The sequence below is a fragment of the Enterococcus sp. AZ149 genome, from assembly GCF_051714285.1.
Lineage (GTDB): Bacteria > Bacillota > Bacilli > Lactobacillales > Enterococcaceae > Enterococcus_D > Enterococcus_D entomosocium.
In genome coordinates this window covers 1,771,627-1,785,766 of record NZ_JBIORO010000001.1, presented here as the reverse complement: position 1 = coordinate 1,785,766, position 14,140 = coordinate 1,771,627, and the positions used below count along the sequence as shown (strand labels likewise).

Genomic DNA, 14,140 nt, shown 5'->3' with positions numbered 1-14,140 from the left:
TTTATTGAAGATAAAATAATAAACTATATGGATGAAACGGGTGATTACATGGAAACAACATTTTTCATTTCTAAAAATACTTCTGTTACGTCAAAACAGTTGGAAAATGAAGTGATTGGACATGCTTGCGAGATCTTGCAACGTGACATTTTAACCGTTGTGACAGACACGAGGAAGGCAAATAAAATTGAATTGGTTTTACTTGATGAAAAAAATGAAACGGATGCTTTTCATATACTTTTCGTATCGCCAGATAAAGTAAAAGTGTGTGCTGAAACACCGTTAGGATTAATGTATGGGGTTCTTGAAATCTCTCATAAAATTTTAGGTGTTCAACCCTTTTGGTATTTCATGGAGATTCCCCCAATAAAAAAGCCATTTATTGAATGGACAGGTTTTGACTTAACATTGCCTGATTTTGCAACGGACTATCGGGGCTGGTTCGTTAATGATGAGTTGCTGCTGGATCAATGGGAAGATAATGGTTCAAATGAATATGTATGGGAACGTATTTATGAAACATTGTTACGTTTAGGCGGAAATGTCATCATCCCTGGAACAGATAAGAACAGTCATAGACATCGAGAAAGTGCGCAAGCGATGGGGTTGATCTATACACATCATCATGCCGAGCCACTAGGCGCTGAGATGTTTGCTAGAAGGTATCCCAGTTTGAAGGCTTCATACGAGGAACATTTTGTGTTGTTTCAGGAATTATGGAAAAAAGCCTTACACGAGCAAAAAGGTACCAAGGTTATTTACACACTCGGTTTTCGTGGACAAGGGGATTGTCCTTTTTGGTCAGAAGATCTTGATCGACAGTGGTCTGCAGCGGAAAAAGCAGCAGTGATCAATGAAATCGTCCATCTACAATATCATATGGTTAAAGAAGTCGATCCTCATGCAGTATGCTCGATGAACATTTATGGGGAGATGACGGAATTATTTAATCTTGGCTTACTTGAGCTTCCAGATGATGTGATTGAGATTTGGGCGGATAATGGTTATGGCAAAATGGTTTCTCGTAGACAAGGGAATCACGATCCACGAGATGAGGTGTTAACAAACACACCAAAACCAAATCAATCAAGAGGAATCTATTATCACGTTGCCTTTCATGATTTACAAGCATCTAATTTCTTGACGATCTTGCCTAATAGCCCAGAATTTGTTTCTAGAGAGTTAATGGCGGTTAGAGAAGTCAAGATGGATAAGTTTGTCTTAGTTAATACAGGTAACATAAAACCGCATATTTTGTTCTTACAAGAAATAGCGAATTTCTGGCGAGCAGATTATCAGTTACGAACCAATCAAGAGATAATTTTAGAGCATGTAACACAATACTATCAAAATCAGCAAGAAGAGATCCAAGCTGTCTATGAAGCTTGCTTTGAAGCGGTTATCCGCTATGGAACATATGAGGATCAAACCGCTGGGGATGAGTTTGCCTGTTATTTGATTCGAAAAATTATTCAATCCTGGCTCAAGCAAGAAACAAAAATTCCGAGGTTAGAATGGTTGACGGGTGATCGGAAAATCAAGGAGCAAGTCACAGAAATTTTCTCTATGGTAGGAGAAAAGATAGTAGCCTGGGAGAATCTATTGCTGAGATGCCAGCAGATTACATTATCCCTTCAGGATAAAAATCCGGAAAATGCTCGCTTTTTTAATGATATTTACCTCTCAGTAGCCGTTCAATGCAAAACATTAAAAGCACTGCTCCGTTTGTTAGACGCTTATCAGATGATTGATCGGGAAGAAATGGTTTTTGTATTTGTAAAAGTTTTCGATGCGTTAGAAGAAATCCATCAACTAATTCAAATACTGAAAGAAAATCCAAGTGATACATGGTATGATTTTTATGAAAACGATGGCTATACCAACCTAACATTGACAAAAGAGATGATTAAAAGTCTGTTGTCTTACATTCGTATCATTGGCGATGGTCCAGATCAAGACCAGTGGGAGAGAAAATATATTATGGACTCCATTGAATCAAGAGTTATGTTGCTTTCAAATACTAAAAAAGCGTTGACGGATGAAAAGTTAGCAAGAAAAATCAGAGTAAGTTTTAGAAAAGTTCGTAAATAATATTAATTTGAGATGAAACGCCATTCAAAAGTTAGACTTAATATCTTACTTTTGAATGGCGTTTCATCTAGTATGCAGTTTTTTATTAGAATTCATTAGGCGTGTTGGCCAATTCTAGCACCATATTATACCAAGCAACACCTGCATGTTGTGATTCTGACAGTCCTTCTAGTTGATAGCCATGCTTTTTGTAATATGGAACCAATGATTCTAAACAAGTTAAGGTGATTCCTTTTCTGTTTTGAAGACGACATTTTTCTTCAAGGGCTGACAGTAGTTTGTTACCAATTTGGCAGTTTCTATAATCAGGAGCGACAGCTAAGCTCAGAATACTTTGGTAGCCACCAAAAGGCTGATTAGGACAAGTACTTTCAAAGAGATCGTCAGAAAGATAACGTTTAAAAATAATGGGCCCTACAACGTAGCCGATCGGACAATCCTTTTCATTTACTGCAACAATAAAACTGTCACTTATTGTAAGTATACGATCCATCATCGCAGATTTGGATGCTGCTTCATCAGCTGTAAATCCTGCATTTTCAATCTGCATGATTTGATCGATATCATCTTCTTTTGGTGGTCTGAAGAAAATGTTCATTCAATCACTCCCATCTTTATTCAAAAATAGTTTATCACATAATGATATATAACGTTTATATTTGATAACGATAAAAATTTAGAGACTTAAAATTCCTAATACAGAATCGTTGTCACACTTTCAATCAAATGAAACAAAAATAAGAATTAGTAATTGTTAACTGAATGGGTTCTTATAAGAAAAAGTCAAATTAATGATAATAATCCGCAATTCTTCATTTTATTCTAACAAAATGACAATTTTCTTAGGTATTCATCACAAATCTATCACATTTCCAAGCTAAAGTTTGTTATTATCTGAAAATTTTCATCATTCAGATAAAAGCTTCTTCATTATGAGCAAATTTTTTATAGTTAGTTGATAGAAAACAGGACGAGCGTATGTGTTTTCGATCCAAGTTACACGCCAATGCGTCTAATTTCTATATTTGCTGGTATGAAGAAGAGCGCAAAAAAAAATCCTTAAGTTACAGGGGACGAAATGGAGGATAACATGAAAAAAAGGAAAACAAGCTGGGCTCTCGTATTGTTAACAAGTCTGATGGTATTAGGTGCTTGTGGTAGTGGAGGCCAAGACCCAACAGATAGTTCGGGAGGGAATGTGTCAGGGGGAGCTAGTTCTGATCCTAATGTATTAGTGGTCGCATCAGGTGCGGATCCAGTGACATTAGATATCCATCAAACGAACGACCAAGCAACTACCAGGGTAGCAAGACAGATTTACGAAACACTGATCAAACAGACCAACGATCTTGAGTTAGTGCCAGGGTTAGCAACAGAGTGGGAAGAAATTGAAGAGAACCTTTATGAGTTCAAGTTGCGAGAAGATGTTGTCTTTCATAATGGGGAAGCGATGACAGCTTCTGATGTTGCCTACACCCTTCGACGGGCGGTTGCCTCACCTTCGATCAGTCATATCATTGGTTCGATCGATCCTGATACGATCGAAGTGATCGATGATCATACGATCCTTATCGGGACAAATGGTGCCTTCGGGCCTTTCTTGACTCATTTAGCACATCCTGCGGTTGGAATTTTGAGTGAGAAAGCTGTGGAAGAAGCTGGTGAAGATTATGGTATCAGCAGCGTTGTAGGAACGGGTCCCTTTGAATTTGTTGAATGGGCAACCGGTAGTCACGTGACATTGGATCGATTTGACGATCACTGGGATGAGCCAGCGGGAATGGAAAGAATCGAGTTCCGGACAATTACAGATTCAAGTGTTCGTTTGATTGAACTAGAGTCAGGAACCGTCGATATTGTTTATGATATCGCTCCTTCTGATAATGAAAAGGTTGAAGAAAACGATGAGTTGACCTTATTAGCGACAGAAAATTTAGGAACGGAATACTTAGGTTTCAACGTTCGAAATGATACACCATTGCAAGAAGTAGGGGTACGTCGCGCGATTGCCCATGCTATCGATGTCGAATCGATTATCCGAACGGTTCATATGGGGATCGGGACTCAAATGAGTGGACCGATCAACGAATTGGTTTTTGGATTTAATGAAAACTTGGAAGCTACTCCTTATGACGTTGAATTAGCAAAAGAACTATTAGCAGAAGCTGGTTATCCAGATGGCGGGTTTTCCCTTTCGTTGTACGTCGGTGATAACAATCAAGAACGAATCCGTGTCTCGCAGGTTGTTTCCGCTGCTTTAGAAGAATTAGGTATCACTGTTGAGGTCAACCAAATGGAGTGGGGAGCATTTTTAGATGCTGCAGCAGCTGGTGAACCAGATATGTTCTTACTAGGTTGGACAACGATCACAACAGATGCTGACTATGGATTGTATCCACTGTTCCATTCAAGTAGCTTTGGCGAAGCTGGAAATCGTACGTTCTATCATAATCAACGGGTAGATGAATTACTTGATGCAGCTCGTAGCACTTCTGACCAAGAGGAACGCTTGGCCTATTATCATGAGGCGCAAGAGATTATCAATGATGAGATGCCATGGGTTTACTTACAAACCAGAGAAAATGTTTCAGGTATCCGCAACTGGGTGCAAGGGTTCGAACATCATCCAACTGGAAGTTACTTCTTAGATACGGTGTCAAAAAACTAAATTGGATTGAGAGTATAAAATAAAGAGCCGCAATGGCTCTTTATTTTGAGGAGATGAATAGATGTTCCAATATATTGTAAAACGAATTCTGTGGTTGTTTCCTATCCTGCTAGGCGTCTCTTTTATTGTATTTGCGATTATGTATCTATCACCTGGAGACCCTGTAACGATGGTGTTGGGGGAAGGAGCGACTCCTGAACAATATGAGGCCATGCGTGTGCAAATGGGGCTTGACCGTAGTTTTATCGAACAATTTTTTCATTATATAAAAAATGTTGTTGTCGAATTTGATCTTGGGAGATCGTATGTTTCTGGCCGGGTGGTCATGGATGAAATCCTAGTCCGTTTGCCCAACACAATCAAATTATCAGTATGGAGTGTGTTATTTGCCTCGCTGATTGGGATTCCACTGGGAGTGATCTCTGCTTCGAGACCTTATTCCAAGGTTGATAATTTCTTGATGTTTCTTTCACTAGTGGGGGTTTCTATGCCAACCTTTTGGCAGGCACTCCTTTTAATTATTCTTTTTACTTCTACCCTGGGCTGGTTGCCAGCATCTGGTTTTGATACTTGGCAGCAAATGATCATGCCAGTATTTGCATTGGCTTCCTCGTCAATTGGCACGATCGCCCGAATCACAAGGTCGAGTATGATGGACGTTTTAGACCAAGATTATATTCGTACGGCAAAAGCCAAAGGAGTAAATGGTTCAAAGGTGACGTTCCATCATGCTTTAAGAAATGCCTTGATTCCCGTAGTGACAGTCATTGGTTTGCAGTTTGGGGCTTTATTAGGTGGGGCTGTATTGACCGAGACTGTTTTTAGTATCAATGGGATCGGGACATTGATGGTGAATGCGATCCGTACAAGAGACACAATGATCGTCCAAGGCGGCGTTTTATTTATTGCATTTATTTTTACGATGGTTAATCTATGTGTCGATATTCTCTATGCATATATCGATCCGCGAATTAAAACCTCATATGATTAAGGGAGGAACTCATGTTTTCTAGAAAAAAGGCCATAGCGAAAACGCAAGCACTTGCAGGCGTACCAGAAGGATCGAAACAAGAGATTTGGCTTTCCTTAAAAGCAAATCGCCGAGCAATGTTTGGGTTACTATTTATCACGTTACTGACGATTACTGCGATTTTTGCAGACTTTATAGCTCCCTATGGTATGAGGGAGCAAAATCTAGACAATGCATTGCAATTTCCAAGTCGTTCTCATTGGTTTGGGACAGATGACTTGGGACGTGACGTATTGTCTCGTTTGATTTACGGCACGAGAATATCGCTGACTGTAGGCGTTTGTGCGGTGTTACTGGCACTCTTTTTTGGTGGCATCTTAGGTGTCTTATCCGGTTATTTCAGAGGGTGGATCGATACGCTGATTATGCGTTTTTGTGACATTTTACTATCCATCCCTTCCATTTTGTTGGCAATCGCCATCGTGGCTTCTTTGGGATCCAGTCTGCCGAACATGATCTTGGCGATCGGGTTGGCGAATATCCCCATTTTTGCTCGTATTATTCGGGCAAGTGTGATGGCGGTCAAAGAGAAGCAATTTATTGAAGCTGGAAAAGCGCTGGGCGCAAATAATGGATTGCTGATTTTTAAACACATCTTGCCAAATATCCTTTCACCAGTCATCGTGCATTCATCAATGGGCGTTGCCACAGCAATTTTATCTGCTGTTGGCTTAGGATTTATTGGCTTAGGTATGGAGGCTTCCGTTGCGGAATGGGGAACGATGTTAAATTTTGGACGAGGCTATATCCGAACACATCCCTACCTGACGATTTATCCAGGGATCGCGATCATGTTGACCATTTTATCCTTCAATTTGATCGGTGACGGAATCCGAGATGCCATCGATCCGAAGATGAGAGAGAGGTAAGCAGTTATGGACACGATCATGCGCGTCAAGAATCTACAAAAGTATTTTCCTGTGAAGAAGAAAAACTTTTTTGGGGTGGGAAAAGACTATGTGAAAGCAAATAAAGATCTTACGATCGATATATATGAAGGAGAAACATTAGGCATCGTCGGTGAAAGTGGCTGTGGAAAATCGACCTTTGGACGCACGATTATTCAGCTCCAGCGACAAACCGGAGGCTCGACCCTTTACTATGGAGAGACGATCGAAGATTTCATGCCTCGTTACGTAAAAAAAGTCTATCAACAACTGCCACAAAAGATGAAACAGTTTACTGATTCTGTCAATGAGCTCCAGTCGATCGAATCAAAACTCGCTACTGATTCAGCTGCTGATGTAGAAGCAACAACGGAACGGTTGCGTCTAAAGAAAATCGCTTTTGAAAATGAATATGGCAATACCCTGCGATTAGTCGGAGGCTTGATTTTGCATGATGATCTACAAAAGGTCAGTAAGCTTCTTTCGTCTCGTTACGAAGCTGCAGCAAAAGTTGCCGCTAGCAAGCGAGCGTTAACATTTAATCAGCAAAAACAAGCGATGAATGGGGCAGTAGATCAAACAGGGCTCATGAACTTGGAAAAAACGATCGCTGAACAACAAAATGACTTAGCAGCTATTGATAAGCAAGTCGCACAACTAAAAAAAGAAGTTATGAACAAAAAAGATTTTTCATACTATGAAGAGCAGCTTGATTCTGGCATCGATCTAGCTGCTTTGACTCAAAAGGAATCAAGAGTTTTACGAAAAGACCTGCAAATTATCTTTCAGGACCCTTACTCCTCACTAGATCCACGGTTAACAGTGGGTGATATTATTGGAGAAGGTTTGTTGATACACAAATTTTTTGCTAGTAAAAAGGACCCAAACTATGAAACCTATATTCTTGATATCATGGAAAAATGCGGGTTAAAGAAAGAATTTATTCATCGCTATCCGCATCAATTTTCTGGTGGACAACGACAACGAATCGGGATTGCTCGTGCCTTAGCTTTAAAGCCCAAATTCATTGTTTGCGATGAAGCTGTTTCAGCGTTAGATGTTTCGATTCAGTCACAGATCATCAATTTGCTTCATGATTTGCGGGAAGAACTCAATTTGACTTACTTGTTTATCACCCATGATCTTGGAGTCGTAAAATTTATTTCTGATCGGATCGGTGTGATGTATTTTGGGCATCTTGTAGAATTAGCTTCAGCTGAGACGATTTTTTCTAACCCGATCCATCCGTACACACGGCAATTATTAAATGCCATTCCAACGCTAGACGAAGAGTATCGCCCATGGGCTCTTGATGAAACCCATCCTGATTTGGCATTCAACTATTCAAAAGAAACGGATGCTGATCCAGATTGGGTAGAAGTCGAGCCGAATCATTTTGTGAAGTGTACGCGAAAATAGTTTTTTTAGAACATAGAAATTGAAACATGGTTGATGAGTCAATCAATCGAACCATAAGCATGATACGATTGGTTTAATGGGAAAAATCAAAAGGAGGTCCAGATGGATTTACTAGAAGTTGATAATCTGCATACGTATTTTGATACGAAACGGGGCACTGTCAAAGCTGTCAAAGGCGTTACTTTTTCATTAAAAAGAGGGAAGACATTAGGAATCGTTGGAGAAAGTGGGAGTGGCAAAAGTCAAACAGCCATGTCGATCCTTCAACTTTTTCAGAGAAATCAATATATAGCGGAAGGGCAGATCCGTTTTGATGGAAAAAATATCCTCGAATTAAGCAAAAAAGAGCTTTTGAAAATTCGCGGAAATGATATTTCAATGATCTTTCAAGAGCCTATGACAAGTTTGAATCCGGTATTTACAATCAAAGCACAACTGACAGAAGCCTTGAAACTTCATCAGCACGTCGACAATAAGACGGCGACTTTACGGGCATATGAGCTGTTAGAAGCTGTCAAGATCACAGATCCTAAACGAGTAGCCAAGCAATTTCCTCATCAGTTATCTGGAGGAATGAGTCAGCGGGTAATGATCGCAATGGCATTAGCTTGCAATCCGAAGCTATTGATTGCCGATGAACCGACTACCGCACTCGATGTGATCATCCAAGCAGAAATCCTTAAGTTAATGAATGAGTTAAAAGACAAGCTGGATACAAGTATTTTGTTTATTACCCATGATTTGGGTGTCATTAGTAAAATGGCCGATGATGTGATCGTGATGCATGGGGGAAAAATCGTCGAGAGTGCCCCAATCAATGAGATATTCAAAAATGCTTACCATCCGTACACAAGGCGCTTACTTGCTGCGTTTTTAAGAACCGACATTCGAAACAAGAAAACAGCGCCTGATGACTTTTACAGTAAGGAAAACAATGTCTTTGATTTCACCACATTTAAAACAGAAGAAACAGCGGACCCGGATTGGGTTCAGGTAGGAACAAATCATTTTGTCGCTGCTAGTTTGAGAAAAATCGATAACTAAACGAAAAAGTCGTAAAACAAAGCTTTGTTTACGGCTTTTTTCAGTATGCTGGGAAGGAAGACTTTTGTGAGGAAGTTGTGAGAAAGATGTAAAAAATAGGGGAAGGTTTGCTCAAGAGCCTTGCCTTAAAGTCCACTTCAAGAATTATACTGGAACTACCATTTTTGATGGGAAAAGAAAGGAGCAATTCAATGAACAAATGGACAAAAGGACTTTTTCTGACAATGCTTTTTCTAGCAGGATGCAGCAGTGATTCAATGAATGACGAGCCAGACATTAGTACAACGGAAACAAGTACTAGTGACACCGTTACGCAACAAATGAGAGAAGCAGGGATTGATGGAGAGGCCGATATTTTGATCGCCTACTTCACAAGACCAGAAAATTTAGAGCATGAACCAGCAGTCGAAGCAGTTTCTGGAAGTAGTTTTAATGTGATCGATAACACTTTAGTAGGAGATGTCCAAGTCATAGCAGAGATGATCGCTGAACAGACCGGAGGTGCGTTGTTCTCGATTCAAACAGAAGTAGGTTACCCTAACGTTTACGATGAACATACAGCTTTTGCCACTAGAGAGGTGGAAGAAGATGCCCGACCAACGTTGATGACTGACGTTGACCAAATGACTGAAGTGGATGTTCTCTTTATCGGCTTTCCCGTTTGGTGGAACCGTGCCCCAAGAGCCGTTTTAACATTTCTTGAAGCCTATGATCTTACGGATAAACAAATCATTCCTTTTGCAACCCATGGGGGAAGTGGACTGACTAATAGTCAAAACGAACTTCAAACGTTGTATCCAGCGTATGACTTTCTGGAAGGCTTTGCAGCAAGAGCGGGAAGTGTTGAAGAGGCTGAACCGAATCTGTTGAATTGGCTCGATGAACTAGGATATTAGCAAAATTCAAGTTTAGTAGCCGTTTCTCAATTGGCTACATGTTCATGATGTACCACAAACCGAAATAATCATAATATAATTATGGTAAACTAATGCAGTTGATTTATGAATCATTTGGGATGAGCTGATGGATTAAAAGCAAGAGCTTATACTTATTCCTGAGAATAGTCAGTTTTTCCGATTTATTCGTTCTAGGTTGACTACAATTCTGTTATTTCGGATAAGAAAGGTAGATCATGACCAAAGAGACGAAGGAAAGAATCACACCAATGACCGACAATGGCAATACAGGACCATTCGACGGACAGTTGTTCAGCAACGCACGCACTCTAAAGATGAATCCTGCAAGTCCTAGTAAAGCGATCGCTACACAAAATAAAAGAATTGATAAATTTAACATCATATTCCTCCAAATCATTGTATGAGGACTCATACCAAGATACTCATATATCCTACGCCAAAAGCCGTAAAAAGCAAGCAGCTGACAAAACTGTTCGTTTAAGCGAATAGTTTTTACATGTCGTTGAAGAATCTTTTTACAATTCTGTAATTTCCTACGCTTTTTTAGCTAGATTCGCTGGAACAGTGATTCTTTGTTATCATAAGAATTGATAAGGAGACTGGAGAGGGAGCTTCTCTTTTGTTTCGAACACCTTGAATGCACAAGAAAAAAAGAGGAGGCGATTTAGTGGAATTTCGTTTATTAAAATATTTCTTCACGATTGCAGAGGAAGGGACAATTTCTCAAGCTGCAGAAGTGCTCCACATCACCCAACCGACATTGAGCCGCCAATTAAAAGAATTAGAAGATGAATTAGGGACGGCTCTTTTCATTCGTGATAATCGTACAATGCTCTTAACCGAAGCAGGTCGTTTTTTAAAAAGCCGTGCCGAGGAGATATTGAGTCTAACGGATCAAACCATGCAAGAGTTTGAAGATCGTAAGAGACAGTTGTTTAGTGGTCATTTCACAATTGGCTGTGTGGAAGCAGATAATTCCGACACGCTTTCCTTGATGTTGGAAGAATTTATCAGTGACTATCCAGATGTCCGCTTTCATATTCACAGCGGCACAGGAGATGATATCAACGAGCGTTTGGAGAAAGGCTTATTGGATTTGGCGATTTTGATCGAACCCATCAAAATCGAGAAATACGAAAAAGTCGTTCTACCAAGAAAAGAAACTTGGGGCATGCTGACATCAGCTGATTCTTTTCTCGCCCATAAAGAGGAGATCACACCAGAAGATATTAAAGGGGTGCCTTTGCTAGTGTCAAGGCGTCCGGAAGTGCAGCAAATGTTTAGTCAATGGTCAAAAATACCAATAGAAGAATTACCGATCGTTGGAACATATAACTTGATTTTCAATGTCTTTTCCTTAGTAGAAAACCATGTTGGTTCGGCGTTGACCATCAGCGGAGCAGTCGGAGAACGGAGGGATGAAACGATCAAATTTTTGCCTTTAGTCCCTCAAATCGAAACCAGCTGTGTCTTGGTGTGGAAAAGAAATCGTGTAATGTCGCCGGTTGTGACGGCGTTCATTGCCCGCTTTCGTGACGCTTTTGAATAATTGCATCCTAAAAGCCAAAAGAAGTGGAGTGATCCGCTTCTTTTGGCTTCCACCTCTCCCTATGCTTCGTAAGCATAGGGACTTTTTATAAAAAGCATTATTCAACGGCTCCGCTTTGCCTTACTATTGAATATACAAAGAAGAGAAAACAAGGAGGTGACAAAATGCCGGCAATACTTGTTTATTCACGAGCAGGGGAGAATCTTATTGAAGGGCAACGAAAAAAGCTGATAGTGGGAAATACGCGGGTTCTAGCAGAGAAAATAGCAGAGAAATTACAATGCCCGCTTTATTCTCTTGAACCGGCTTATCCTTACCCTGAAAGCTATCAAGCAATGGTCGAGCTAGCAAAAAAAGAAAAAGCGGCCAATGAATTCCCCTTCTATCAAGAGATATCGGCAGCGTTTTTTAAAGAACGGGTCTTGTTTATCGGTTTTCCCAATTGGTGGGGCACATACCCGATGATCCTAGCGAGTTTTTTAAAAGATCACCGATTGATAGGGAAGAGTATATTTCCGTTTTGTACTCATGAAGGCTCAGGATTCGGCAATAGCATTGAAGACTTTAAAAAGATTTGTCCTGAAGCAACTGTTTATCCTGGATTAGCTGTTCGTGGTTCAAGAGTAGCTAAAGCGGATATAGCTATTCAAAATTGGTTAAATCAGCATTTCATTAAAATAGATGAAGGAGTCGATCGATATGGTCAAGAAACAAACAGCAGGAAGAGATAACTTAGGCAACTTTGCGCCGAAATTCGCGCAACTGAATGATGATGTGTTATTTGGTGAAGTTTGGTCACGTGAGGCAGAATTGGCTCCTCATACGAGAAGTTTATTGACGATATCGGCCTTGATTTCCGGTGGCAATTTCGAACAATTGACTGCCCATCTGACGATTGGCAAGGAAAACGGGATCACTGCAGAAGAAATTGCAGAAGTAATCACTCATCTGGCTTTCTATGTTGGCTGGCCTAAAGCTTGGTCTGCTTTTAACATCGCCAAAACGGTTTATCAAGAAGAGCTAGCTGAATTGGAGGAAAAATAAATGTCCGAACTCGATGCAGCAAATGAAGCAGGTATTTTTTCATTAGGCAATAAAAATGATGCCTATGCGCAATATTTTAGCGGTCAGAGTTACTTGAATCCTTTAGTAGCTGATTCAGCGATTCCAGTCAACGTTGGCAATGTGACCTTTGAACCGGGTTGCCGCAACAATTGGCATCGGCATATTGATGGTGGGTATCAATTGTTGTTGGTGGCTTCAGGAGAAGGCTGGTACCAAGAAGCAGGAAAGAAACCGCAAAAACTTACTGTTGGTGATGTCGTAGTCATCAAGGAAGGGGTCAAACATTGGCATGGTGCAGCAAAAAATAGTTGGTTTGCCCATGTAGCGATTACTGCTGGTGCTTCAGAATGGTTAGAAGCAGTCAGTGATGAAGAATACGATCAATTGCCCGATGCATAAGCGATGATAAGGCAGCCGTACTGGAAGGCGTGTAACAAATCTTATGGGGTCTCACTTGACTGCAGCCAATACTGTGGCTAGTCAAAAGAGATTGAAGAGATCAATGTGAATGAATGTACGGTCGATTCGATGATTCAACCGGGGTAAATAGGAAACAAAAAGAAGTGTCCACTTGCACAATTAACGTGCGAGTGGACGCTTCTTTTTGTTTAACCAAGATAAAATTCAATCAAGGTTTTTGCAATCAATTTTGTCATGGGATGACCTTTCGTAAAGCTTGATGCCAAATAAATCGTCCTTGATAAGGGGAAATCTGCTAGTTCACGTAAAACGAAAGGTGCCTCATCTTCATAACCCCAAGTAATTTTAGGAAAGAAGGTGATTCCTAGTCCTTGATTGATAAGGGAGCGCAGCGTCGCTGGATCGTCCGTCGTTGAGCCGATAGTCAAACTGATTTTTTTTGCTTCAAAAGCTTCGTCGATGGTTCTACGCAGCGGGCTGTTTTCAACCAGCATCAGCAGAGGCACGTGTTGGATATCGGCAACTTGCAAGTCTTTTTTTTCTGCCATGGGGTGCTTTTGGGGGATCGCCAATAAGATGGGTTCCGTGAATATCGGCAGATTAGTCAAGCCGTTCTTTGGCTCAGAGGTAATGTAGAAGGCTTGTTCTTTGTTGGTCTCCTTACTGCCGTGCTGCTTGATCGAAAGTTGGATCTCAGGGTGCTTTTCAACGAATGTCGCCACCAAGTTGGGCAAGGAAACAGAAGCGACTTCAGAGTAGATCGTCACTGCCGGGACCATTTCTCCATTTAAGGCTTGGATCGCACTCATTCCTTCGTCGAAACGTGCTAACGTCTCAACGACATAGGGATAAAATTCTTCAGCATACATCGTCAACTCGATATGCCGACCGGCATGATAGAACAAAGGAACGCCTAGTTCACTTTCTAAGTGTTTCATGGCACGGCTCAAGGCAGGTTGCGAGATGTATAATTCTTGTGCAGATTGGGTAATATTTTTCGATTCGGCTACTTTTTTAAAGTAGCGTAAATGATCAAGGTTCATCAGATAC

Annotated in this window: 14 protein-coding genes; 11 read left to right on the top strand and 3 right to left on the bottom strand. The window is 40.6% G+C overall.

What is annotated here, in order from left to right:
- Positions 1-48 precede the first annotated feature (48 nt).
- Positions 49-2,091, top strand: coding sequence for a glycosyl hydrolase 115 family protein (locus IGI94_RS08380; protein WP_176273501.1), 2,043 nt, complete (start codon positions 49-51; stop codon positions 2,089-2,091).
- Between the two features lie 85 nt (positions 2,092-2,176).
- Here IGI94_RS08380 and IGI94_RS08375 read toward each other — a convergent pair whose 3' ends face one another.
- Positions 2,177-2,689 carry a GNAT family N-acetyltransferase gene (locus IGI94_RS08375; protein ID WP_016620095.1) on the bottom strand — a complete coding sequence of 171 codons (513 nt, stop codon included), beginning with the start codon at positions 2,687-2,689 and terminating at the stop codon, positions 2,177-2,179.
- A gap of 492 nt (positions 2,690-3,181) precedes the next feature.
- Here IGI94_RS08375 and IGI94_RS08370 point away from each other — a divergent pair, with 492 nt between their 5' ends.
- The 6 genes from IGI94_RS08370 (at position 3,182) to IGI94_RS08345 (ending at position 10,035) form a co-directional block, all read left to right on the top strand.
- On the top strand, positions 3,182-4,759 hold the full coding sequence (locus tag IGI94_RS08370) for an ABC transporter substrate-binding protein (RefSeq protein WP_042890729.1): 1,578 nt from the start codon (positions 3,182-3,184) through the stop codon (positions 4,757-4,759).
- A gap of 61 nt (positions 4,760-4,820) precedes the next feature.
- Entirely contained in the window at positions 4,821-5,750 is a 930-nt protein-coding gene (locus IGI94_RS08365) for an ABC transporter permease (protein ID WP_438899626.1), read from the top strand.
- 11 nt (positions 5,751-5,761) lie between these two features.
- Positions 5,762-6,658 carry an ABC transporter permease gene (locus tag IGI94_RS08360; RefSeq protein ID WP_016620098.1) on the top strand — a complete coding sequence of 299 codons (897 nt, stop codon included), beginning with the start codon at positions 5,762-5,764 and terminating at the stop codon, positions 6,656-6,658.
- 6 nt (positions 6,659-6,664) lie between these two features.
- Complete coding sequence (locus IGI94_RS08355) at positions 6,665-8,095, top strand: ATP-binding cassette domain-containing protein (RefSeq protein WP_429967805.1); 1,431 nt, start codon at positions 6,665-6,667, stop codon at positions 8,093-8,095.
- Positions 8,096-8,197: 102 nt separating this feature from the next.
- Positions 8,198-9,139 (top strand): ABC transporter ATP-binding protein, encoded by a 942-nt coding sequence (locus IGI94_RS08350; RefSeq protein WP_196044520.1) that lies wholly within the window; start codon positions 8,198-8,200, stop codon positions 9,137-9,139.
- A 191-nt stretch (positions 9,140-9,330) separates the two neighbouring features.
- The gene (locus IGI94_RS08345) at positions 9,331-10,035 is read left to right on the top strand and encodes a flavodoxin (RefSeq protein WP_196044521.1); all 705 of its coding nucleotides are present in this window, start codon (positions 9,331-9,333) and stop codon (positions 10,033-10,035) included.
- A 211-nt stretch (positions 10,036-10,246) separates the two neighbouring features.
- Here IGI94_RS08345 and IGI94_RS08340 read toward each other — a convergent pair whose 3' ends face one another.
- A complete protein-coding gene (locus IGI94_RS08340; protein WP_196044522.1) occupies positions 10,247-10,435 on the bottom strand; it encodes a hypothetical protein in 189 nt (62 codons plus the stop codon).
- A 288-nt stretch (positions 10,436-10,723) separates the two neighbouring features.
- Between IGI94_RS08340 and IGI94_RS08335 the strand changes: the two genes are divergently transcribed.
- The 4 genes from IGI94_RS08335 (at position 10,724) to IGI94_RS08320 (ending at position 13,069) form a co-directional block, all read left to right on the top strand.
- Positions 10,724-11,605: a LysR family transcriptional regulator gene (locus tag IGI94_RS08335; RefSeq protein WP_034872660.1), complete on the top strand. Its 882-nt coding sequence runs from the start codon at positions 10,724-10,726 to the stop codon at positions 11,603-11,605.
- A gap of 164 nt (positions 11,606-11,769) precedes the next feature.
- Positions 11,770-12,336 carry a flavodoxin gene (locus IGI94_RS08330; protein WP_086372987.1) on the top strand — a complete coding sequence of 189 codons (567 nt, stop codon included), beginning with the start codon at positions 11,770-11,772 and terminating at the stop codon, positions 12,334-12,336.
- Entirely contained in the window at positions 12,305-12,649 is a 345-nt protein-coding gene (locus tag IGI94_RS08325) for a carboxymuconolactone decarboxylase family protein (RefSeq protein WP_086316141.1), read from the top strand. Before IGI94_RS08330 ends, IGI94_RS08325 begins: the two co-directional genes overlap by 32 nt.
- Positions 12,650-13,069 (top strand): cupin domain-containing protein, encoded by a 420-nt coding sequence (locus tag IGI94_RS08320; protein WP_086372986.1) that lies wholly within the window; start codon positions 12,650-12,652, stop codon positions 13,067-13,069.
- Between the two features lie 209 nt (positions 13,070-13,278).
- On the opposite strand, the gene IGI94_RS08315 is transcribed toward IGI94_RS08320, so the two are convergent.
- A complete protein-coding gene (locus tag IGI94_RS08315) occupies positions 13,279-14,133 on the bottom strand; it encodes a LysR family transcriptional regulator (RefSeq protein ID WP_042890734.1) in 855 nt (284 codons plus the stop codon).
- Between the last annotated feature and the right edge of the window lie 7 nt (positions 14,134-14,140).

Excerpts from the sequence above, each read along its gene's own strand:
- IGI94_RS08380 (WP_176273501.1), top strand. The coding sequence starts at position 49 with ATGGAAACAACATTTTTCATTTCTAAAAATACTTCTGTTACGTCAAAA.
- IGI94_RS08375 (WP_016620095.1), bottom strand. The coding sequence starts at position 2,689 with ATGAACATTTTCTTCAGACCACCAAAAGAAGATGATATCGATCAAATC.
- IGI94_RS08370 (WP_042890729.1), top strand. The coding sequence starts at position 3,182 with ATGAAAAAAAGGAAAACAAGCTGGGCTCTCGTATTGTTAACAAGTCTG.
- IGI94_RS08365 (WP_438899626.1), top strand. The coding sequence starts at position 4,821 with ATGTTCCAATATATTGTAAAACGAATTCTGTGGTTGTTTCCTATCCTG.
- IGI94_RS08360 (WP_016620098.1), top strand. The coding sequence starts at position 5,762 with ATGTTTTCTAGAAAAAAGGCCATAGCGAAAACGCAAGCACTTGCAGGC.
- IGI94_RS08355 (WP_429967805.1), top strand. The coding sequence starts at position 6,665 with ATGGACACGATCATGCGCGTCAAGAATCTACAAAAGTATTTTCCTGTG.
- IGI94_RS08350 (WP_196044520.1), top strand. The coding sequence starts at position 8,198 with ATGGATTTACTAGAAGTTGATAATCTGCATACGTATTTTGATACGAAA.
- IGI94_RS08345 (WP_196044521.1), top strand. The coding sequence starts at position 9,331 with ATGAACAAATGGACAAAAGGACTTTTTCTGACAATGCTTTTTCTAGCA.
- IGI94_RS08340 (WP_196044522.1), bottom strand. The coding sequence starts at position 10,435 with ATGTTAAATTTATCAATTCTTTTATTTTGTGTAGCGATCGCTTTACTA.
- IGI94_RS08330 (WP_086372987.1), top strand. The coding sequence starts at position 11,770 with ATGCCGGCAATACTTGTTTATTCACGAGCAGGGGAGAATCTTATTGAA.
- IGI94_RS08325 (WP_086316141.1), top strand. The coding sequence starts at position 12,305 with ATGGTCAAGAAACAAACAGCAGGAAGAGATAACTTAGGCAACTTTGCG.
- IGI94_RS08320 (WP_086372986.1), top strand. The coding sequence starts at position 12,650 with ATGTCCGAACTCGATGCAGCAAATGAAGCAGGTATTTTTTCATTAGGC.
- IGI94_RS08315 (WP_042890734.1), bottom strand. The coding sequence starts at position 14,133 with ATGAACCTTGATCATTTACGCTACTTTAAAAAAGTAGCCGAATCGAAA.